The 20,112-nt window shown below is 69.5% G+C and carries 26 protein-coding genes and 1 pseudogene; 4 read left to right on the top strand and 23 right to left on the bottom strand.

Annotated features, from left to right (window positions below; all coding sequences use genetic code 11):
* Positions 1 to 130 precede the first annotated feature (130 nt).
* Both ACTOQ2_RS10490 and ACTOQ2_RS10485 read right to left on the bottom strand, forming a co-directional pair.
* Entirely contained in the window at positions 131 to 2,110 is a 1,980-nt protein-coding gene (locus ACTOQ2_RS10490; RefSeq protein WP_440099456.1) for a SpoIIE family protein phosphatase, read from the bottom strand.
* Positions 2,111 to 2,112: 2 nt separating this feature from the next.
* The gene (locus ACTOQ2_RS10485) at positions 2,113 to 2,334 is read right to left on the bottom strand and encodes a hypothetical protein (RefSeq protein ID WP_440099455.1); all 222 of its coding nucleotides are present in this window, start codon (positions 2,332 to 2,334) and stop codon (positions 2,113 to 2,115) included.
* A gap of 370 nt (positions 2,335 to 2,704) precedes the next feature.
* Between ACTOQ2_RS10485 and sigJ the strand changes: the two genes are divergently transcribed.
* Positions 2,705 to 3,637, top strand: coding sequence for an RNA polymerase sigma factor SigJ (gene sigJ / locus ACTOQ2_RS10480; RefSeq protein ID WP_440099454.1), 933 nt, complete (start codon positions 2,705 to 2,707; stop codon positions 3,635 to 3,637).
* Between the two features lie 207 nt (positions 3,638 to 3,844).
* On the opposite strand, the gene ACTOQ2_RS10475 is transcribed toward sigJ, so the two are convergent.
* From ACTOQ2_RS10475 to ACTOQ2_RS10455, 5 genes are all read right to left on the bottom strand, one after another.
* On the bottom strand, positions 3,845 to 4,924 hold the full coding sequence (locus ACTOQ2_RS10475) for an NAD(P)/FAD-dependent oxidoreductase (RefSeq protein ID WP_440099453.1): 1,080 nt from the start codon (positions 4,922 to 4,924) through the stop codon (positions 3,845 to 3,847).
* Complete coding sequence (locus ACTOQ2_RS10470) at positions 4,921 to 6,258, bottom strand: cytochrome b (RefSeq protein WP_440099452.1); 1,338 nt, start codon at positions 6,256 to 6,258, stop codon at positions 4,921 to 4,923. Before ACTOQ2_RS10470 ends, ACTOQ2_RS10475 begins: the two co-directional genes overlap by 4 nt.
* A 382-nt stretch (positions 6,259 to 6,640) precedes the next feature.
* Positions 6,641 to 7,282: a hemerythrin domain-containing protein gene (locus ACTOQ2_RS10465; protein ID WP_440099451.1), complete on the bottom strand. Its 642-nt coding sequence runs from the start codon at positions 7,280 to 7,282 to the stop codon at positions 6,641 to 6,643.
* A gap of 197 nt (positions 7,283 to 7,479) precedes the next feature.
* Positions 7,480 to 7,602, bottom strand: coding sequence for a hypothetical protein (locus ACTOQ2_RS10460; protein WP_440099450.1), 123 nt, complete (start codon positions 7,600 to 7,602; stop codon positions 7,480 to 7,482).
* 455 nt (positions 7,603 to 8,057) lie between these two features.
* On the bottom strand, positions 8,058 to 8,192 hold the full coding sequence (locus ACTOQ2_RS10455) for a hypothetical protein (RefSeq protein ID WP_440099449.1): 135 nt from the start codon (positions 8,190 to 8,192) through the stop codon (positions 8,058 to 8,060).
* A 240-nt stretch (positions 8,193 to 8,432) separates the two neighbouring features.
* Here ACTOQ2_RS10455 and ACTOQ2_RS10450 point away from each other — a divergent pair, with 240 nt between their 5' ends.
* From ACTOQ2_RS10450 to ACTOQ2_RS10440, 3 genes and pseudogenes are all read left to right on the top strand, one after another.
* Positions 8,433 to 8,945, top strand: a complete 513-nt coding sequence (locus tag ACTOQ2_RS10450) for an RrF2 family transcriptional regulator (protein ID WP_440099674.1) — start codon at positions 8,433 to 8,435, stop codon at positions 8,943 to 8,945.
* A gap of 55 nt (positions 8,946 to 9,000) precedes the next feature.
* Positions 9,001 to 9,798 carry a thymidylate synthase gene (locus ACTOQ2_RS10445; RefSeq protein ID WP_440099448.1) on the top strand — a complete coding sequence of 266 codons (798 nt, stop codon included), beginning with the start codon at positions 9,001 to 9,003 and terminating at the stop codon, positions 9,796 to 9,798.
* Between the two features lie 9 nt (positions 9,799 to 9,807).
* Positions 9,808 to 9,972, top strand: a pseudogene (locus ACTOQ2_RS10440) (IS701 family transposase); the annotation flags it as partial.
* A gap of 21 nt (positions 9,973 to 9,993) precedes the next feature.
* On the opposite strand, the gene ACTOQ2_RS10435 reads toward ACTOQ2_RS10440, so the two are convergent.
* The 16 genes from ACTOQ2_RS10435 to ACTOQ2_RS10360 all read right to left on the bottom strand — a co-directional run bounded on the left by ACTOQ2_RS10435 (position 9,994) and on the right by ACTOQ2_RS10360 (position 20,092).
* Positions 9,994 to 10,143: an RHS repeat domain-containing protein gene (locus ACTOQ2_RS10435; RefSeq protein WP_440099447.1), complete on the bottom strand. Its 150-nt coding sequence runs from the start codon at positions 10,141 to 10,143 to the stop codon at positions 9,994 to 9,996.
* Between the two features lie 234 nt (positions 10,144 to 10,377).
* Positions 10,378 to 10,812 carry a hypothetical protein gene (locus ACTOQ2_RS10430; protein WP_440099446.1) on the bottom strand — a complete coding sequence of 145 codons (435 nt, stop codon included), beginning with the start codon at positions 10,810 to 10,812 and terminating at the stop codon, positions 10,378 to 10,380.
* A gap of 8 nt (positions 10,813 to 10,820) precedes the next feature.
* Positions 10,821 to 10,973, bottom strand: coding sequence for an alpha/beta hydrolase fold domain-containing protein (locus tag ACTOQ2_RS10425; protein ID WP_440099444.1), 153 nt, complete (start codon positions 10,971 to 10,973; stop codon positions 10,821 to 10,823).
* A gap of 29 nt (positions 10,974 to 11,002) precedes the next feature.
* Positions 11,003 to 11,218, bottom strand: coding sequence for a hypothetical protein (locus tag ACTOQ2_RS10420; protein WP_440099443.1), 216 nt, complete (start codon positions 11,216 to 11,218; stop codon positions 11,003 to 11,005).
* 23 nt (positions 11,219 to 11,241) lie between these two features.
* Entirely contained in the window at positions 11,242 to 12,261 is a 1,020-nt protein-coding gene (locus tag ACTOQ2_RS10415; RefSeq protein ID WP_440099442.1) for a ferritin-like domain-containing protein, read from the bottom strand.
* A 131-nt stretch (positions 12,262 to 12,392) separates the two neighbouring features.
* Positions 12,393 to 12,803, bottom strand: a complete 411-nt coding sequence (locus tag ACTOQ2_RS10410; RefSeq protein WP_440099441.1) for a cupin domain-containing protein — start codon at positions 12,801 to 12,803, stop codon at positions 12,393 to 12,395.
* Between the two features lie 9 nt (positions 12,804 to 12,812).
* Entirely contained in the window at positions 12,813 to 13,565 is a 753-nt protein-coding gene (locus tag ACTOQ2_RS10405) for an SDR family oxidoreductase (RefSeq protein WP_440099440.1), read from the bottom strand.
* A gap of 46 nt (positions 13,566 to 13,611) precedes the next feature.
* A complete protein-coding gene (locus tag ACTOQ2_RS10400) occupies positions 13,612 to 14,124 on the bottom strand; it encodes an OsmC family protein (RefSeq protein ID WP_440099439.1) in 513 nt (170 codons plus the stop codon).
* Entirely contained in the window at positions 14,115 to 14,798 is a 684-nt protein-coding gene (locus ACTOQ2_RS10395; RefSeq protein WP_440099438.1) for a hypothetical protein, read from the bottom strand. The genes ACTOQ2_RS10400 and ACTOQ2_RS10395 overlap by 10 nt, the downstream gene beginning before the upstream one ends.
* 46 nt (positions 14,799 to 14,844) lie before the next feature.
* Positions 14,845 to 15,759 (bottom strand): sigma-70 family RNA polymerase sigma factor, encoded by a 915-nt coding sequence (locus ACTOQ2_RS10390; protein ID WP_440099437.1) that lies wholly within the window; start codon positions 15,757 to 15,759, stop codon positions 14,845 to 14,847.
* Between the two features lie 42 nt (positions 15,760 to 15,801).
* Positions 15,802 to 16,518, bottom strand: coding sequence for an alpha/beta fold hydrolase (locus ACTOQ2_RS10385; RefSeq protein WP_440099436.1), 717 nt, complete (start codon positions 16,516 to 16,518; stop codon positions 15,802 to 15,804).
* Positions 16,519 to 16,538: 20 nt separating this feature from the next.
* Positions 16,539 to 18,194, bottom strand: a complete 1,656-nt coding sequence (locus ACTOQ2_RS10380) for a ferritin-like domain-containing protein (RefSeq protein ID WP_440099435.1) — start codon at positions 18,192 to 18,194, stop codon at positions 16,539 to 16,541.
* A complete protein-coding gene (locus ACTOQ2_RS10375) occupies positions 18,178 to 18,408 on the bottom strand; it encodes a hypothetical protein (RefSeq protein ID WP_440099434.1) in 231 nt (76 codons plus the stop codon). Before ACTOQ2_RS10375 ends, ACTOQ2_RS10380 begins: the two co-directional genes overlap by 17 nt.
* On the bottom strand, positions 18,405 to 18,608 hold the full coding sequence (locus ACTOQ2_RS10370) for a hypothetical protein (RefSeq protein WP_440099433.1): 204 nt from the start codon (positions 18,606 to 18,608) through the stop codon (positions 18,405 to 18,407). The genes ACTOQ2_RS10375 and ACTOQ2_RS10370 overlap by 4 nt, the downstream gene beginning before the upstream one ends.
* A gap of 77 nt (positions 18,609 to 18,685) precedes the next feature.
* Complete coding sequence (locus ACTOQ2_RS10365) at positions 18,686 to 18,862, bottom strand: FAD-binding protein (RefSeq protein ID WP_440099673.1); 177 nt, start codon at positions 18,860 to 18,862, stop codon at positions 18,686 to 18,688.
* A 45-nt stretch (positions 18,863 to 18,907) separates the two neighbouring features.
* Positions 18,908 to 20,092, bottom strand: a complete 1,185-nt coding sequence (locus ACTOQ2_RS10360; protein WP_440099432.1) for a low temperature requirement protein A — start codon at positions 20,090 to 20,092, stop codon at positions 18,908 to 18,910.
* Between the last annotated feature and the right edge of the window lie 20 nt (positions 20,093 to 20,112).

The following is a 20,112-nucleotide window of genomic DNA, read 5'->3' as shown; positions in this document are numbered from 1 at the left end:
CCCGGCTTCCCCGCTCCGAGGGGCCCGGTGCGCCGCTGCTCCGGGCCCCTCGGAGCGTGCGTGACGCGCGTCCCTTCCCCGCCTCTCCTTCCCGGACTCTTAGCGTGATGTCCGATACCCGACCTCCCGCTCAGCCAAGGGTGCGGGCGATGAGGACGGCGACGTCGTCCTCGAAGGACTCGCCCGTCAGGGCGTCGAGCACCGCCGTGCACAGATCCGGCGCCAGGCGGGTCGTCCGGGCCAGGATGTCGCCCAAGCGTCCCATTCCCGCCTCAAGGTCGTCCGTGCGGCTCTCGATCAGGCCGTCGGTATAGAGAACGATCAAGCTGCCCTCGGCGAGATACAGGTCGCGGGATCGGTAGGAGCACAGGCCGAGGCCGATCGGGGTGCCGGTCGGCAGACGGGGGAAGGTGACCTCACCGGCCGGGTCGACGATGGCGGGGGGCGGGTGACCGGCGCTGGCCATGGTGCAGTGCCGGCTGGCCGGGTCGTAGACCGCGTACAGGCAGGTGGCGGCCATGACGTCGGGCCCGCTGCCATCGGCCGCGCTCTCCTCCTCGATCATGTGCGCGATCACATGGTCGAGGTGGGTGAGCACCTCGTCCGGCGGAAGCCCCAGGTGGGCGAGGGTGCGTACGACGGTGCGCAGGCGTCCCATCATGGCGGCGGCGGAGAGGCCGTGGCCGGTCACGTCGCCGATGACCAGGGCGAGGTGACCGTTGGGCAGGGGAATCACGTCGTACCAGTCTCCTCCGACGCCCGCGTGGATGTCGGAGGGCCGGTAACTCGCGGCCACCTCGAGCGTGCCGCCGCCGCACAGGGCACGTGGCAGCAGATGGCGTTGCAGGGCCAGGGCGGCGGTGTGCTCACGGGTGTAGCGGCGGGCGTTGTCGATGCTCAGCGCGGCGCGGGCGGCCAGCCCCTCGGCCAGCATGAGGTCGTCCATGCCGAACGGCTCGGAATCGTCGGTGCGGACGAACACCACGATGCCCAGGATGTCACCGCGAGCCAGAAGCGGAACGATGATCAGACTGTGTACCCCGGTGCTGTGAATGATCTCGGCTCGGTCCGGGTCCGCGTCGAGCCAGGTGCCTGGCGAGGCGTCCAGCGCGGGTTCGAAGTACGACGCGCGTGAGGACATGACCTTCACGAAGGGAGACAGGGGAGGCACGAACACGGCGTCCCCGAGCTCCCACAACGATTCCCGGCGTCCGGGGTGGCTCGACGCCTTGCCCGCGCGGCGGAAGACGGGAATGCTCGTGTCCGAGGCGGCCAGCCGGCGCAGAGGTTCGTCGTCCGGCAGGACCGACTCGGCGAGATCGACCGTGACGTAGTCGGCCAGCACCGGCACGGCCAGATCGGCCAGTTCCTGCGCGGTCTTGCTGACGTCGAGCGTGGCGCCGATCCGGACGCCCGCTTCGAGAAGCAGCGATAACCGCCGGCGCGCCGTGGTGTGGGTGATGTCGTGAACCAGTGAGCAGACGACCGGCGATCGGCCGTCCTCACCGTCGAGGCGAAAGATCGAGACAGAGAAGGTACGGCCCTCGCGCTCGTCCGCCGAGGGCCGGGAGAACTCCTTGGCGACCAGGGCGCTACCGTCGGAGAGCACCTGTCGCAACGCGCCTGCCGGCACGACCTCCTCCAGCGAGCCGGTGGCCCGGCCGGGGACAAGGGTCGCCCGCAGGCGTCGTGCCGTCTCGTTGCGCCCGACGCATCGAAGGTCATCGTCCCAGAGCGACAGGGCCGCACGGGACGGTCCGAAGAAGGGCTCCAGCACCTGGCCCTCCGGCTGGCCGGCGTGCGCCGGCGTCGCCGACAGGAGCCAAGCGGTTCCTCCGTCCCGCAAGTCCAGCCGCCAGGCGTCGAGGCGCAGCAGGAGCGGTCGGCCGTCGCGGTGCCGGGCTTCGACGAGGCCCGACCAGTGGTCCTGGTGAGCGTACCCGCGAGCCCAGGTGGACACCTGGGCCGCGCGATCCCCGGGCATGAGCAGGTCCACGCCGCGACGGCGGAGAACATCGCCGGTACGGTGGCCGAGGAGGTCTTCCGCGGCTCGCGTCCACCTGATCACGGCGCCATGGGCGTCGAGCAGTGCGATCGCTGGAGTCGTCACCGTTACGACACCCCGCCGTCGGCACCACCGTGACCGGCCGTGTGACCGGCCGTGTGACCGGCACGGGCCGCGAAGGTGCTCCACGACACCTCCGGGACGTCGACGAAGGCGGTCCGGGCCGTGTCCGGCCGCGTCCGCCGGCTGCGCAAGATCATGACCATGTGCTCCGGTTGCTCGTCCAGCCGCTGAAGAGCCGTCGCCGCGCAGTCGATGTCGACCGTCATACGCCGCACCGAGCCGGAGGGCGGCCGGGCGCTCGCCGTGGTCCGGCCAGGTAGGGCGCGGAGTCAGGGACAGTGATCGCCGATGACGGCGTGATGGCTCGCATGTCATCCTGACGACGCAGCCTGGACATTTGTCAGCCGATTTCCGCATAACAATGTAAAGTTTTGTTTACTTCGGCCGGGATGGGCGGCGCAAAGCCGCCTCGCGAGCCGGGCCCCGGCACGTCGTCCCCACTGCCGGGACGCGCCCCCGCTGCCGACGACGATCGGGCGGCGGTGTGCGCCGGCCCACGGGACCCCCTCCGATGAGAGGACGGCGGCGGGCGGGTACGGCTCCTCACATTCGCGCCGGCAATATCGTCATAGGGGCATGACAGACGCAGTACGGCGGAGGGTGTGGATCCTTGACGACACGGCTCCCGCCGAGCGCCGGACCCTGTTGGGGCTCGCCTATCGGATGCTCGGTTCCGCGCACGACGCCGAGGACGTCGTGCAGGAGGCGTATTCACGCTGGTACACGATGGCCGAGCAGGAGCGGCGCGAGATCAAGTCGCCCATCGCGTGGCTGAGCAAGGTGACGAGCCGGATTTGCCTGGATCACCTGACCTCGGCCAGAGTGCGGCGCGAACATTACGTGGGCGAGTGGATACCCGAGCCTCTGCGCGACCACGGCGCCTGGACCAGCGCCGCCGGCCCGGTGGACGACCCCGCCGACCAGATGATGCTGCAGGAGTCCGTCAGCATGGGCATGCTGACGGTGCTGGAGACGATCACACCCGCCGAACGTGTCGTGTTCGTGCTGCACGACGTCTTCGGTATGCCGTTCACCGAGATAGCCGAGGTGGCCGGCCGCAGCCCGGCGGCCTGCCGCCAGCTCGCCGTCAGCGCCCGACGCAGACTGTCCGGGGAACGGGCCCGCCCGGCGGACGACGTCGAGCGGCACCGCGAGGTCATCTCCGCGTTCAGGCAGGCCTGCGAGAGCGGGGACATCGACGCTCTGGTCGCCACGCTGGATCACGGCGTGGTCGTTCATTCCGACGGCGGAGGCAAAGCGCACGCCGCCCTGCGCCCGGTCGTCGGCGCCCAGAAGGCGGCCCGTCTGTTCCTCGGCCTGCTACGCAAGCAACCGGGTATGGAACTCAGCGAAGAGGACGTCAACGGACGGCCCGGCGCCGTCATCCGCAGGGGTGGCGTCACCGTGGTGGTGATCGCGACCGAAACCCGCGCCGAGGTGCTCACCCGGGTGTGGATGGTCGTCAACCCCGACAAGCTGCACGCCTGGACAGGCCAGGGCACCGGCTGAAACACCCGTGCCTTCCCGCGGGCTCGTGGCCGGAGCGTGCCGCCGACTCCACCGGCGCCAAGCCGCATGGTGGCACCACGCCGGTGCCGCGCCGGAGAGGGCCCGCTGCCGTGAGTCCGCGGCTGAGTCCGTGGCTCTCCGCCGGACGGCCGCCGACGCTTCCCCGCCTTTCGCGCGAAGCGCCGGGGGCCCGGTGCTCCGATGACCTCAGGCAGCGTACAGCGGCTGCCCCGGCGTGCGGATCCGGTGCCGGTACGGCCGGCGTGAGCCGTAGCCGAGGGAGGCCGCGACGTTGTCGCCTGCCAGCCTGCCTTGACACAGCGCATGCTGCCCGCTCATCGGGGCGATCCTGCCGCGCCTGGTGGGGTCGGGGACGGCGGCCACATCGCCGCAGGCGTAGACGTTCGGAACGCCGGGTACGGCGAGGTGCTCGTCCACCCTGATCCTGCCCTGCTCGGCCGCCAGTCCGAGGTTGACCACGAGCGGATCGGGGCGCACCCCGAAACTCCACACGATCGTGCGGGTGGGAACGAACTCGCCGTCGGTGAGCCGCAGTCCCCGGGAGGTGAGCTGGCCGATCGAGGTCCGCGTCCGGACCTCCACGCCCCGCGACCACAGCACCCGCGCCGTGGTCCTGGACAGGCGGGGCCGCATGTCGGGCAGCAGCCGCTCGGCGGGATCGGCCAGGATCCAGCGGATCGGTTGCCGGTGCAATCGCGAACAGCGACGGGCGATCGACTGGGACAGCGACTGCCCGGCCGAGGCTGCCGCCGTACCCGCGTATCCCGCGCCGAGCACGACGAACGTGCAGCACGCCGCGCGTTCGAAGGGATCGGTGCTCGCGGCCGCCAGGGAGAGCTGCCGGTGGATGTGGTCGCGCAGTCGGAGGGCCTGGCCGACGTTGTGGAAGCCGACGCTGTGCGCCGAGATCGTGGAGGCGTGGGCGACCTCGCTCACGCCTCCCGCCGAGATGATCAGCCGGTCGTAGTCCAGCACGCCGCGCTCGTAAAGGACGCGCCGGGCGTGGGTGTCGATGTGGGTGACCGTGCCGAGCACCACTCGCACCTGCGGCAGCGTCGCGGCCAGCGGCCTGCTCACCCGACCCGGGTCGAGGACGCCCGTCATCAGCTGCGGGAGCAACTCCGGGGGCAGCGTGACGGCGGCCGGATTGACCAGCACGATCTCCACGTCGCCGCCCACCTTGCGGGACAGGGTCAGCGCCGCCTGGTATCCGGCGACCCCGGCTCCGACGATCACCACCTGCGGCCTGTTCGGTGTCACTGTCATCTCCCCGAGGTGATCGTCGGCTCCCGGCGCTCCTGCCGCGCCGGTGCCAGCCGTTCGTGGTACCCGCCCTCCGGGAATCGGGTGATGATCCCGGTCTCCACCCCGTGCTCGGCCACGTGGCGATCCGCCTGCTGGAGCGCGAGGCAGATCCACCGGGTGACGATGAAGGCGACGACGGGGCCGGTGACCACGGCGAACCTGAAGAAGATCGTCACAGCCTCGACGGTGAGGTGGAACCAGAGGGCGATCTGGTCGTTGGCCGCGGCCGCCCACAGCAGGCCGTAGAACGTGACGCCGGCGACCGCGACGGCCGTCCTCACCGGCGCCCCGCGCGGCCGATCGAGCAGGTCGTGCGCGAGCGTCTCGCGGACCGTGCGGCCCGCTTTCCTGGGCCGGCCCAGTGCGTCGCGGTGGCCGCGCCGTGAGACGAGGAAGCGCTCGGCCGCCGGGTAGGCGGCCAGGGCGGTGAAGAAGACCCCGGGTATCACCAGTGCGGGGATGAGGACCGCGAGGCTGAGCGTATGGTCGCCGATGGTGAGTTCCCACCCGGGCATGATCCGGAGGGCGCCGTCGAGGAACCCCATGTACCAGCCGGGAACCGAGCCCGCCGAGATCTGCGTCGGCTTGGCGGGACCGTACAGCCATATGGGGGCGATCTGGACCCCGAGCCCGAGGATGACCAGCATGCCGACCGTCGCGAGCGCCATCGTCGGGCGCGCACTCCGCCGCGCCGGCAGCGAGGCGACGAACCGGGAGTGGCCGTGCCGCCGCACCAGCAGTTCACGGGCGATCAGCAGTGCGGCCACGACGACCGCGACCAGCAGGTGCCCCCCGTACATGACCGGAACGACCCTGTCACCGGGGAAGTCCGGGCCGAACAGCAGCGACAGCGCCCAGGTGCCGACCACGGGGACGGATTGCGCGACCGACATGATCAGCCACAGGCTGCCACCCGACAGTATGTCGTCGGGCAGGACGTTGCCGGTCTCGCCCGCGGCCATGCCCAGTGCCAGCAGCGTCACCCAGATCAGCCACTGCCCGGTGCGCGGGCGGCGGAACGCGCCGGTGAGGAACATGCGCAGCAGTTGCGACACGACGGCCGCCACGAAGACGAGCGCCGCCCAATGGTGCATCTGGCGGATGAGCAGGCCGCCGCGCAGCTCCAGGCTCAGATGCATGGTCGAGTCGAACGCCTTGCTGACCAGGAGTCCACGCAGCGGGCCGTAGGGGCCGTCGTAGGTCACCTTGGACATGCCGGGGTCGTAGAACACCATCAGCACCGCCCCGGTCACCATCAGAACGACGAATGACCAGACGGCGATCTCCGCGAACATGAATGACCAGTGCGAGAATTGAAATGAGCGGCGCTTGGCCGTCGAGGAAAGCATTCGTGCCCCTAACTTTGCCTTACTCACACGACGAAACAGAGCCGACGGTTGTGACAGCGAGGGCGCGCCGACGACGGTGATAAGCGTCACTGCCGCCGGACCGGCGTCATAAGGGCTGGACGTGCCCGCGCTGGCCCCCGCGCGGGCACCGAAAAGGCACCCCACAGCCGAATCCAGGAGGAGTACGCCCGGTGCCTGTCTCACCGGCTCACCGGAAACTCCCGCACCCGGACATCGCTACTCGATGCCCCTTGAATCACATTCCCTCGCCCTTGTGCCCGGCCGGACCCGGGCAGCCCTTCACCCGGCTGCCGGCCTGCCCGCGGCGTCAGGTGCCGATGCGGGGCGGCGTGGCGGTCCCGTGGACGCGCTTGGCATGGCCGGTGTAGAGGCGGCGCGCGATGACCGGCATGAGCAGGCGGAGCGGCCCCGGGACCTCCATGAGCACCCTCCTGACCACCCCGGGATCGCCCTCGTACATCACCATGCCGAACACGAGCGGCAGTTCCTTCTTCGGGGTCTTGGCCACCCCGTGCTCGCCGAGCTGGTTCCACTCCGCGGCGGTGATGTACTTCTCGGCCAGCGGCAGGATCTCCTTCTCCTCCATCCTCATGTGCTCCAGGATCACGGTCAGCAGCCCGTCGAAGACCTCCGCGAGTTCGGCACCGCCCCGCCCGGTGGAACGCCAGCCCGGAAGGAGCCCTGTCACCTGCGCGTGGGCCTTCTCGATGGCGTGGTGCTGCTCCTCCATCACCGGCACGATGGCCGCGGTCTCCTCGCCGCCGCGCTCGAGGAGCTTCGGCCACAACACCTGGTCCTCGCCCTCATGGTGCAGGTGCAGGACGCGGCACACCAGCTCGGCGTGGGCTCCGACGACCCCGGCGCGCCGGACGTCGCCCGGCTCGACGTCGGAGACGAGCCTGGGGAGCAGCTTGAACTCGCGGCGCATCGCGGTGTGTGCCATGTACATATCGCGAACATCGGCCATGGGCTCTTCGGCGATCGGATGCATCGAAACCTCAATAGATCGTTTTATTGGACTTGATTTCAAGCGATGCGGGGGCGGGAAGCATTTCTCCTTGATCGCTGGTAATCGGCGAAGAGGTCGGCCATTGACGACAGTAAGGAATCCCGACGAAGTGAATCGCTCTGTGTAAGTGCTGTTCGTCACACGTGAGAATTGAACAGCGCCCTGGATCGTCGCAGGTCGCGTACGGCCTCGCGGTCAATCGAGGTGAGCGGGCGGACCCTGACCTCCACCCCGTCGGAGAGCTTGACCCCGCACTCCATCGCCCCCTTTCGCGCTCTTCACCCAGTACGACGACACAGGGCGGTGCTTTGTGATGATCTGGTCGGGGGCGCTGCCGACGACTCCTCGAACCCGAGCCGTCCTTCACCCTCGTCCGTGAACGCGCCCCGATGCCGCCGGGAGATCATTCGAAGGCGGACCGGATGACGCGTCCGATTCTCGGCCGGCCGGCCGTTGCCCACGGGGGCCCCGCCGACCGTGTCGAGGTTGAGGAGCGTGTGAACGGCCCACCCGACACCCTTGGTCATTCGCATGCCCCGGGACCTCACGCCGCCGACGGGTAACGCGAGCTGTGACGATCCCCACACCGCGGGTAGTCCGACCCGTCTCGGATCGTGGACATTCATCCGGCACCATCACACGGGGATGTCCTGTCTCGTCGTGTTGGGTAAGAGCGCGGAGAGGCTCGTCCACCACCGGGCATCGATCCGCCTCGTCACGTCAACTGGAACGGGAGCAGCGGTTTGATGTCCCTGAAGAACAGCAAGAAGGTTGGCCCAAGCGTCGCTGCGGCCGATGTGCTGGTTTCGGCGATCACGGCGGGCACTGCCGAGCCGGCTTTCGCGTCCATACCGGCAGCCGGGAACGGCCAACCCTGTGCCCGGCCACCTGTGCGGCGCCCCGACCGACTCGCCCACAGCCCTGGCATCGAGTGCGCAGGACGTCAAGGCCGTTGGCAGGTGCACGCCGGACCGGGGTCTCTCGCCCCGGGGCGAAAAGGGGAAATCCCCGTCCTGCCTCGACCAGGGGTTCCGCCATATCACTGGGACACCTGGACCAGCAGGGGGTGCAGTGGAGTGAACACGTGAAGATGTCCAGTGGGGTCGAGTGGGCGCTGCACTGCTGTGTCGTCCTGACCACGGTGCGAGAACCGGTGCCGGCCGCGCGGCTGGCGCGATTGCACGACGTCTCCCCCAGTTACCTCGCCAAGCAACTTCAAGCCCTCTCACGTGCCGGACTCGTCCACTCGGTCCAGGGCAAGGCGGGCGGCTACCTCCTCACCCGCTCCCCCGAGCTGATCACGGTGCTCGACATCATCGAGGCCGTCGACGGGCCAGGCCCGCCCTTCGTCTGCACCGAGATCCGCCGGCGCGGCCCGCTGGCCGCCGCGCCACAGGCCTGCACCACGCCCTGTCCCATCTCCCGCGCCATGGCCGGCGCCGAGACGGCCTGGCGGGAGACCCTTCGCTCCATCTCCGTGACCGATCTGGCCCGCGACGTCGGCTCCGACCTCGGCCCCGGCGCACTGGCCGGGATCAGGACCTGGTTGGAAGCGGACGAGGCCGAACCGGAATCCCTGGCCTATGGCTTTCAAGCGATTTGAGCCGTCCCGGCCCTTCGCCCAGAAAAGCGCCCTTGAGCTGGAAGGATCGACGACCGTGGTGGACACCCAGTACGAAAACCTGCTGCGGCTGGTGCTCACCACCGGGACGGCCAAAGCCGACCGGACGGGCACCGGCACCCGAAGTGTCTTCGGGCACCAACTGCGTTACGACCTCTCGCGGGGATACCCGCTGATCACCACCAAGAAAGTGCTCATCAGGCCCATCGTGTACGAACTGCTGTGGTTCCTGCGTGGCGACTCGAACATCGGCTGGCTGCACGAGCACGGCGTCACCATCTGGGACGAATGGGCCGACGCGGATGGCGAACTCGGCCCGGTCTACGGCACACAGTGGCGCTCCTGGCCCGCCCCGGACGGCGGGCACATCGACCAGATCAGCGACGTTCTCGACGCTCTGCGCCGCGACCCGGACTCCCGCCGGATGATCGTCTCAGCCTGGAACGTCGCCGAGCTGACCAAAATGGCACTCGCGCCATGTCATGCCCTCTTCCAGTTCCACGTCGCCGGCGGCAGGCTCTCCTGCCAGCTGTACCAGCGCAGCGCGGACCTGTTCCTCGGCGTCCCGTTCAACATCGCCGGTTACGCCCTGCTCACGCACATGGTGGCGCAGCAGGTCGGCCTTGAGCCAGGCGACCTCATCTGGAACGGCGGTGACTGCCACATCTACGACAACCACGTCGAGCAGGTGACCGAGCAGCTCTCGCGCACCCCTTTCGAGTTCCCCAGACTGCGTCTACGTCAAGCCGGCTCGCTTTTCGACTACACCTACTCCGATGTGAAAATGCTCGACTACCGGCATCACCCGGCCATCAAGGCGCCGGTGGCGGTATGAACGCAGGGCGACGGGCAGATCCCTCTGACCATGCCCGAGATCGGCCGCTTACTCGCCGTACTCGTCCTTCACCCGACCCGGCGGATCAGCGAGATCCTGCGCTGGTCACAATGGCGACGCCGTCATCAAGCCCAGGCCCGGCGATCTCACTACCAACGCAGATCCCAACCATGATCTCAAAGTGTCACTGGAGTACTAGGTCTGGGTGCCCACCGGGCTCGCGGAGGTCTTGGTCTTGAGCCGGTTGGCGTTGTCGTAACCGTAGGTCCAGGTGCGCCCGGTCACCGGGTCGCTCGCGGTTTCGAGCCGGTCGGCGGCATCCCAGGCGTAGGTCGCCGTCCCCACGGGGTCGACGCGCTGGATGAGGTTGCCGGTGGCGTCGTAGACGCTGGTCCAGGTCCGATCCGCGGCGTTCGGAGGAGCGGTGGTGGCTGGCTCGATGACAGACTCGACCAGGCCGAGACCGTTGTAGATGGTCCAGGTGGCATTGCCGCGGCCGTCGGTGGTGCGGGTGCGCGCCCCACTCGCGTCGTAGCCGAACGTCGAGGTGATCGACGGAGACCGGTTCGACCAGAGAGGTCAACGGAACAGCGGCCCGTCGCCAGCCGCGCCATACCGGTCGATGTGCGCCCGCAAGAGCAGCCGCGTCGCCGCCGGATCGGTGCGCAGCTGTTTCGGCGTCCCTGAGAAGACGAGGCCGCGCAGCTCGCTCACCGGTTTGGCCGTAGTGAGGACGCTGACGGCGATGTCGACCACGAAGGCCGTCCCGGCGGCGACGAACGCCGCTCCTTGCCCGGGCGGGGAGATCGCGCCGAGCTCGTTGGCAGTCATCGAACGGGTGGCCATCGCCCGCTGCACCTCGACGAAGTTCGTGGTCCAGTAGCCGAAGGAGAGCACGAAGCCCAGGCCGAACACGATGCCGACGACTGACAGCGCCGAGCTGCTGAATCCGGCCGGCTCGTTGCCCACCCAGAAGTTGAGCTGCTCGGCGCCGCCGCCGACAGCCGTCCGCACCCTGTCGATCAGCCCGTTGACACCGCCAACGCGGTGCAGCCCGATGAGGGTGAGCGGTCGTACTCGATGAAGACGACGGCCGAGCCCACGCCGACGGCGAGCTCGCGCACGAGCCGGTCGTGGGTGCCCGCGTTGCCGATGACCCAGCCGCCGCCGTGCACGTACAGGACGACGGGGAGCGTGCCCGTCTCTAGCCGACCGGCTTGACGATCCGCACCCGCACGTTGCCGGCCTCGGCAGGGACGATGATCCACTTTTCGTCTACGTCCGGCTTGGCGATCGGGGCGGCCTGCAGGTCGTCGAGGACCTTGCGGGCGCCCTCGAGGCCGAGCTCGTACAGGAACGGCGGCTTCGACGTGACCTGCGCCGGCTCCCAGGCGGCGGGCTCGAGGATGTGCTTGTTCATGATGTGCCTCCTTTCGCTATGGATCAGCTACGTGCTTCGCGCGGCACGTAGGCGAAAGTGGGACCGGCGCCGCCGGGCAGCGCCATCAGGGCCTGCGCGTGGGCCCTGAGCGTGAACATGGTGCGGGTGGCGTCCGCGAGCCGCCCCGGGTCACCGTTGAATGCCTGCTCCAGCAGGTTCAGCAGGGTGCTGTAGGTGGTGTCGAACAGATCCTGCGCAGCCCGTACGGCAGTGCCCGGCTCGGCGGGCCGCGGGTTGGGCGTCATCGGGAGCACACCGGCCCGGTCGAGCACGAGCTCCTCCCCCGTGGGCCCGGATTTCGGGGTGTCACCCCGCTGGTAGCGGCGGCCGAGCTTGAGCTCCTGGAAGCGGTAGTAGTGGGCGACCTCGTCCCGCTCGGGGTGGAAGACGTCCTGGTCACCGTCCCAGACCTCGCCGCGGGCGTTGCCTTCCCCCTGCTCGACGATCTCCTTGAGCGCGCCGAGCGCGGACTCCAGGTCCTCGACGGCGAACAGCGATCCGGCAGTGTGACGGAAGTGGGCGCCGCTCACCTGCCGGGCCGGGTCGCCGCAGAAGACCTCCTTCTCGCCGAGCGTGTCGCACAGGTAGCGCAACCCCTGCTCGATCGCCGCGTAGAACTGCCCGATCGTCTCGTAACCGTCGTCCTCCGGCGGCGCGCTCGGCGCCGCCGGCTGCTCCAGGCGCAGGAACATCTCCAGCGCCTCCGACCCGAACGGCACCAGCGACACCTCCAGATCGCTGTGCGGCAGCTTGCGCGGGTGCGGCGGCAGCATCTGCGGCATGTCCAGGCGTGGCGTGCCGCCGACGGCGTTGAGCAGGTTCGCCGCCAGCGCCAGATGCAGCATCTCCTCCACGAAGACGCCGCTCACCACCTCCACCGCCGCCGGGTTACGCTCTGGATCCAGCGAGTACAGCGCCGTCAGGTACGGCGGCAGCGTCGCGTGCTCCAGCTCGATCGCCCACTGCAGGTGCTCGCGGAGGCCGGCGAGCGTGTCGATCCGAACCGGTCGTTCGTGGTTCATTCGTGTCATACCTCAGGTTGTTGGCATGGCGGACCGGACCGCCGGCCGGTGGGCCGGCGGCCCGGTTCGATCCTGGGATCAGGCAGCGATGACGGCAGCCGGTGCCGTCACGCTGTCGGTACTTCGCGGGTTCAGGACGGGCGCGGCGCGCGGCGGTCCTTGCGCTGGGCCAGCTCGGTCTCTTCCACCAGCGTGAACATGGGCTTGCCCGGCTCGCACAGCATGGTGACCGTGAACCGTAGGGGGACGTCGTCGCGGTTGTTGCCGTCCTGGTAGTGGATGACGTCGCCACCCGGCTCCCAGAACGCCTCGCCGGCCCGGATCACCCGCTCGGGCTCCCCTTCCATCTCCATCAGCATCTCGCCCTCGAGCACGACGCCGAAGGCGGGACCGGAGTGGCGGTGCGGAGGCGCGCCCGGGTCTCCGGGCGGGTACTCGATCACCACCGTCATCGCTTGCGCGCCCTCGGGGATGAACGGCGGCTGCGCCTCCTGCAGCACGGTCAGCGCCGTCTGCCACGCGGTCGATCGAGGCTTGTCCATCGCCCGGCCCTACTTCGCGGTGGACTGGTCGAGCCAGTCTTTGTAGGTGATGGTGCCGAGCTGCGCGCCGTCATCGGGCACCAGCGACCGCTCGCCGAGCGCGCTGCCGAAGTAGCGCGCCTGCGGGTCGGTGACGACCTCGCGGGTGTCGCCCCAGGCGGCCAGCGCCTTGCGGAAGAACTCGTCCATCTTGTACTGGGTCGGTCCGGCAATCTCGATCCGGCCGTTCAGCGGCGTCCCCACCGCGGTCCTGCCGACCGCCTGGGCCACGTCGTCGCCCGCGATCGGCTGGAACAGCACCGGCGCGATGTGCACCTTGCCGTCGGTTGTGGCCTCGTCGGCGATGCCGCGGTCGAACTCGAAGAACTGGGTGGAGTGCACCAGCGAGAACGGGATGCCCGACTTCTCGATCAGCTTCTCCTGGGTGATCTTCGCTGCGAAGTAGCCGTTCTCCGGCATCCGCTCGGTGCCCACGATCGACACCGCGACGTGGTGGCCCACGCCCGCCGCCGCCTCCGCCGCCAGCAGGTTGCCCGTGGAGGTCTGGAAGAACTTCATGACGGCCTCGCGCTCGAACGAGGGCGAGTTCGACACGTCGATCACCACCTGAGCGCCCTTCAGCACCTCGGCCAGGCCCTCGCCGGTCAGCGTGTTGACGCCGGTGTTCGGCGAGGCGGCCACGGCCTCGTGGCCGTGCTCGCCGAGCTTCTTCACCAGCTTCGACCCGATGAGCCCCGTGCCGCCTATGACCACGATCTTCATTACCAGCCCCCTCTGTCTTCCGGGACGCTCGTGTGCGCCCCGGTCGTCAGCTAAGACAAGGCAGCCCCTTAAGTTGTGACAGGCGGCCTCGTGTTCGAGGGCGACCTGCTTGTTGGTGGCGCCGCCGGCGACGAGCCTGACGATCTGCGGCTCGGAGGCGGTCAGGCTGTCCCAGCCCGCGGTCGGCGCGCAGCCGGTACCCGCCGTCGGCGGGATCCCTGCCGAAGGCCACGGTGGCCTCCACCGAAATCGTGGCCGGGTCGAGCAGGTGCCGCCCGGCCGGCAGGCTGAGCACGCCGTGGAAGCAGGCGGCGTATCCGGCGGCGAAGAGCTGCTCGGGGTTCGGCCCCAGGTTGTCGCCGCCGAGCTCGTCGGGCATCCGCAGCTCCAGGGAGAGGGTGCCGTCGGCGGACCTGGCCTGGCCGCTGGCCCGCCCGTGGGAGGAGCTGCCGCCGGTCACGGCGACGCGCGTGGAGCAGAGCGGCTTGGACTCCGCCCCGATGTAGTCGTGATCCGTGGAAAGGATCTGGTCGTTCACCGGCATGCTCTTCAGTGCCAACGCTGGAGTTTGTCGGGGTTGAGGACGATCCACACCGCCGTGACCTCGGCTCCGGCCACGCTCACGCTGACCACCGCCACGACCTTGCCCGCCCGCCGCAGCACGAGCCCTGCCCTGCCGTTCACCGATCCGATCGCCAGATCGGTTCCGGGCTGGTCGATCAGCAGCGCCGTGACAACCTGTGCGACCGCGTCCACGCCGTAGGACGGCCGTACCGCGACGCGCACCTTGCCGCCGCCATCGCTGACGACGATCGCGTCGGCGGCCAGGACCTCCCGCAGCTCCTCAGTGTCGCCCGCCTGGCAGGCTGCGGCGAACCTGCGAGCCACCCGGTCGTGCCTGGCGAGCATCGCCCGGCCATACCCGACCTGATACGAGGCCGGACCCGGCACGGGTTGGGACGGGGTCACCGGGCCGCCGGGCATGTGGTTAGGGTCGGTTTCGGGGGCGGCGAGGAGCCCCAGGCAAATGCTTCCCGCTGTCCGCGTCAGCCAGGCGCGCGGCTCCGCGATGGCGGCGCGTTCCTCCTGGTCGAGGGCGTACCAGCGGCGATAGGTCTCCTGGACGATGTGGTCGGCCGTGGTGTCCGAGCCGAACATCCACAGGGCGATCTCGAGCAGGTGCTGCCGTTCGTCGAGCATCTCCGCCAGCGACTCGGCGCCCGCCTCGGTCATGGTCTGCCGCCTCTTTCGGGGTTGGCAAGTAAGACCGGACAGCCCGTTACGTTGTGACAAAGCGGCTACGAGACCGCTCGAAGGCCTCAATCTTGATCGGGTTGAGTATCCACAGCAGGTGGTGGATTCCCTCCCTGGAGGCCTCGATGGCGAGCAGGGCGACGCCGCTGCCGTCCCGGTTGACGAGCACACCTGGCAGGCCGTTCATCTCGACCCACGTGATGGCGGCACCCGGCCAGAACCACGGCGAGAACGCGGCCACGAACCCGGCCACCCGCTCGCTGCCCAGCACGGGGAACTTCGCCGATCCCCTGATGCCGTCGCCGTCGGAGGAGCTGACGACGTCGATGGCGAAGAGCTTCTCCAGGGCGCCGACGTTTCCCGTCTGGGCGGCGTCGAGGAAGGTCTCCAGCAGGCGTCGGTGCTCAACCCTGTCGATGGGCTCGTGCCGTACAGCGGTCAGGCGCCTGCGGGCGCGGCTCACGATCTGCCTGACGTTGACCGGGGTGAGCCGGAGGATCTCCGCGATCTGCGGGTAGGGGTAGTCGAAGGCCTCGCGCAGGACGTACGCGGCGCGCTCGGTGGGATTGAGCCTTTCCATCAGCAGCAGGACGGCCAGCTCCAGCGCTTCGCCCCGTTCCGCGCCGACGGTGGGGTCAATGCTGGTGTCGACGGGTTCCGGCAGCCAGGGGCCGATGTAGGATTCGCGCCGCACGCGCGCCGACTGGGCCAGATTGATGGCCAGCCGGGTGGTGACCAGCGCCAGGAAGGCCGGCGGGTTCTCGATGGTCTCGCGGTCGGTGTCCTGCCAGCGCAGCCACACCTCCTGGACGATGTCCTCGGCCTCGGCCGCGCTGCCGAGCATCCGGTACGCGATGCCGAACAGCCGCGGGCGCAGCTCGATGAAGGCGGACGCCGCTCGACCGAGAGCGTCCGCCTGTTCCGGGGATTCCGCGTTCATGTGCCCCACATCGATTCGCCCGTTGGCCTGGGCAGGGGTTCGTCAGCCTCGCGCGTGGCCGGCAGCCTCGAGGATAGTCGCTGTCACGGCGTCGGGCTGGGAGGCCGCGAGCGCGTGGGAGGCGCCGGCGACCTCGCGGGTGCCGCGCGAGTCCGCGCGCTCGGCCATGAAGCGCAGTGCGGCGGCCGGAATGTTGAGGTCCTTGTCGCCGTGGACGAACCAGGACGGGATGGTGCGCCAGGGCGCCTCGTCGACGGCGAGCCCGTCGGACAGGGCGCGCTCGGTCACCGGCCGCTGGGTCGCGGCCATCAGCGTGGCCTCCTCGGTGTCGAGGTCGGCGCAGAACTGGCGGTGGAACTTCGCGGGGTCGATGCGGAACTCGTTGCCGCCGGAGGCCACCGGGTAGGCCTGCAGCGCCTGGCCGAGCGTGCTGCCCTCGAACTTGCTCGACAGCAGCAGCGCGCTCTCGCCGGGCTCGGGGGCGAAGGCTGCGACGTAGACCAGGGCGCGCACGGCCGGGTTGCCCGCCGCCGCCTGGCTGATCACCATGCCGCCATAGGAATGGCCGGCCAGGACGACAGGGCCGCCGATGCCATTGATCACGTCGCGCAGGTAGGTGGCGTCGCCCTCCACGCTGCGCAGCGGGTTGGCCACGGCGACCGTGGTGAGCTGGTTGTTGCGTAGGCGCTGGATGACGCGGTTCCAGCTGGCCGACTCGGCGAAGGCGCCGTGGACGAGGAGGACGACGGGTTGGTTCATGGGATTGCCTTTCTGGTCGTTCATTCGTGGAAGCCGATCTCGCGGTGGGTGCCGTCGCACAGCGGTTTGTTGCCGGAGTGGCCGCAACGGCACAGCGTCATCCGGTTCCTGGTCTCCAGGAGCCGGCCGTCCGACCGGGTGATGGGTATGCCGCCGGTCACCCAAAGCGCGCTCGCCAGGCCGTCCTCCTCCTCCAGCACCGAGATGGCGCGCGGGAGGTCGGCTTCGATCGTCTCTCCGCCGCGTTCGAGGGCGTAGCTGTAGGAGCCGGAGGGGCAGTGATCGATGCGGCCCATGATGTTCGAGCGCACGTCGCTGTCGGCGGTGTCGTCGAGCATCTTGGCGATGGGCCTGGCGCGGCCGATGCAGAAGGCGGCGTGGATGCACAGATCGCCCACCCGCTGCGCGGAGATGCCGACGCCGTCGTGCACGTGCTGCATCTCCTGGTAGGGCCGCATCGGCGCGGCCTCGGTGCCATCGAAGCCGATCGCGGCGTGGGTACCGTCGCAGAACGGCTTGGCACCCGAATGGCCGCAGCGGCACAGCGCATAGATCTCCTCGGTCTCCAGCGGCTCGCCGGTCTTCCAGGTGAGCGCGTTCTTCTGCTCGGCGGAGACGATCTTCCGCTTGCGCCGCAGGGGGATGCGGCCGTACACGACGTACGGCCCGTTGCGGAGCACGACGATCCGCTGGTGGTCGGCCGCGCTCCAGCGGCGTAGCTCGGGCGGGACGTACTCGAAGGTGGGGCCGCCCAGCCGCATCAGCTCCTGCGCCTGGGCCTTGAGCGCGTACATCTCCCCGGTAGCGACGGCGAGCATCGTCGGGCTGCCGTTGAAGGCGACCTCCAGCAGGTGCAGGATCGCACAGTAGGTGTGGTTGAACTCCTCCTGCGCGGCGCGGTCCGCAGGGTTGGGCGTCAGGAGGAACACCCCGGTGAGATCCACCGAGAGCTTCTCACCGGTGGGCCCGGACTCAGGGGTGTCCCCGCGCCGGTAACGGCGGCCGAGCTTCAGCTCCATGAAGCGGTAGTAATGGGCGACCTCGTCCTGGTCACCGTCCCAGACCTCGCCGCGGGCGTTGCCCTCCCCCTGCTCGACGATCTCCTCAAGCGCGTCCAGCGCGGAGGCGAGGTCGGTGACGGCGACCAGCCTGCCGCCGGTATGGCGGAAGTGGCCGCCGCTCACCTGCCGGGCCGGGTCGCCGGAGAAGACCTCCTTCTCGCCAAGCGTGTCGCACAAGTAGCGCAACCCCTGCTCGATCGCGGCGTAGAACTGCCCGATGGTCTCGTAGTTGTCGTCCTCCGGCGGTGCGCCGGGCGGTGCGGGCTGTTCCAGGCGCAGGAACATCTCCAGCGCCTCCGGGCCGAACGGCACCAGCGACAGCTCGAGGTCGCCGTGGGGCAGCTTGCGGGGGTGAGGCGGCAGCATCTCGGGCGTGTCGAGCCGCGGGGCGCCGCCGACGGCGTTGAGCAGGTTCGCCGCCAGCGCCAGGTGCAGCATTTCCTCCACGAAGACGCTGCTCACCACCTCGACGGCCGCCGGGTTGCGCTCCGGATCCAGCGAGTACAGCGCCATCAGGTACGGCGGCAGCGTCGCGTGCTCCAGCTCGATCGCCCACTGCAGGTGCTCGCGAAGGCCGGCGAGCGTGTCGATCCGCGGCTCAGGCAACGTCGTCACCCGGCCGCGAGCCGTCCTCCAGCACCTCGACCGCGTCGCGCAGCACCCGCAGAGCGATCTTCTCGCGCTCGACGTCCGTCGGGTCGTACAGCCACTCGGTGACCGGCTGCCCCATCTCCTCCTCCGGGTGGCTGGCCTCGGCGATGATCAGTTCCTCCTCGATCTCGACGTGGAGCTCGTACAGGAACTCGTTCTCATCGTTCGGGGTGCTCATGTCTCCTCCATGGGTTGTACGGCCGGCCTGCTGACCGCGTGGATCAGCCGGACGGCGATCTGGCCGGTGGTGAACAGGCGGGCGAAGCGCTCGCCCTGGCGCGCAGCCGGTACGGCATGCCGCTCTCCGAGCAGCTCGACGGCGTCGGCGGTCCGGCCCGCGACATCGTCGAACTCGGCGACCATCGCCAACGCGGTCACGACAACTTCCCCCGTTCAGTGATGTGGCCCGATCGCCAGCTAAGACAGGACAGCCCTGGCACTTGTGACAAGTCCGGCTACTGCCAGGTGTCCTCGGGGTCGTCCATCGTGGCGAGGGCCGCGTTGATGCCGCCCGCCGCGAGCGAGGTGTGTGCGTCCGCCTTCGGCCGTTTGCCGACCGCGAGGACATCCACCCCGCGCTCGGCGAGTTCGACGGCCGCCCGCAGCCCGGCCCCTCCGGTCCCGATGACCAGGACGGACGTGGCGATTCTGTTCTCTGATGCGTGCGTGATGCTCCTTCAGCCACGTGCCGCCCAGATGGCGACAGCGACCAGCGCGACGCAGGCGGTCGCGATCAGCGCGACCACGGCGGCCACCCCGATCCACGGCGCCGCGAGCGGCGACAACACGACTGCGCCGACGCACCCCGCCACGGCAGTGCGGGGGATGACGGAGTCCGCGTCGACCAGCGCGTGCACCGCCCGGAGCAGGATGAGATACACACCGACCGGGATGGCGACCGCGTAGCCGATCGCCGTCGGCGATGCCGCCACCTGGCGCCCGCTCTGCTCCACCGCCACCTCGAGCCCGGCGCCAAGAGTCGCCAGCGCGGCGAAGACGCCGAAGTGGCCGTACCCCCACCAGTACGACCGATGACGCCGGTCGCTGAGCCCCTTCCCTGCCTCGACCAGGAAGTACAGCCACCACAGGGCGAACAGCAGGACGAGACCGGATCCGGCGATGACGACGAGGGGACCCGCTTCGAGCGCCCCTTCAACCCCTCTGCTCGCGGCCAGGACACTCTCGCCCAGCAGGATGATCGTGAACAGGCCGTAGCGCTCGGCGATGTGGTGCGGGTGCCAGGTGGTTGCCCTGACCCGCTCCGCCCACCACGGCACCGCCAGCTCCAGGACGACCAGGCAGGCGAAGAACGGCAGCTGGAGTGACGCCGGCAGGAGGCCCGCCTCCACGAGAGCGAGCCGGAGCAACCAGCCCAGCTCGACCAGACCTATGCCCGCGGCGTAGCGGAGCCCCGTACGGCGGCTCGCCGGGTCTTCGAACGCGGCCCTCAGCCATTGGGCTACAAGCCCGATCCTCATGATGAGGTAGCCCAGGGTGATGATCCCGTAGTCGGAGTGGCCGACCGCGGCGGGCACGCCGGCGGCGAGGACCAGCACCCCCGCCATCTGCACCATGGTCAGCAGCCGGTAGGGAACGTCGTCGGTGTCGTAGGACGAGGCGAACCAGGTGAAGTTCATCCACGCCCACCAGATCGCGAAGAACACCTGGAGGAACGGGACCAGCCCGGCCGGGCCATGACCTTCAGCGATGGCGTGCGCGAACTGCGCCGTGATGGCCGCGACCGCGACCACGAAGGTGAGATCGAAGAGGAGCTCGAGCTGGCTCGACGCGCGATGCGGCTCGTCGACGGGCCGTGAGCTCATCCTGACCCGGGTCCGGATGGTGGTCCTGGTTGAGGGCACGCTCACGCTCCTGTCGCTCT

Source organism: Streptosporangium sp. H16 (genome assembly GCF_051918855.1).
Lineage (GTDB): Bacteria > Actinomycetota > Actinomycetes > Streptosporangiales > Streptosporangiaceae > Streptosporangium.
Note: the sequence above shows the minus strand (reverse complement) of the source record. Positions and strands in the feature narration are given on the sequence as shown.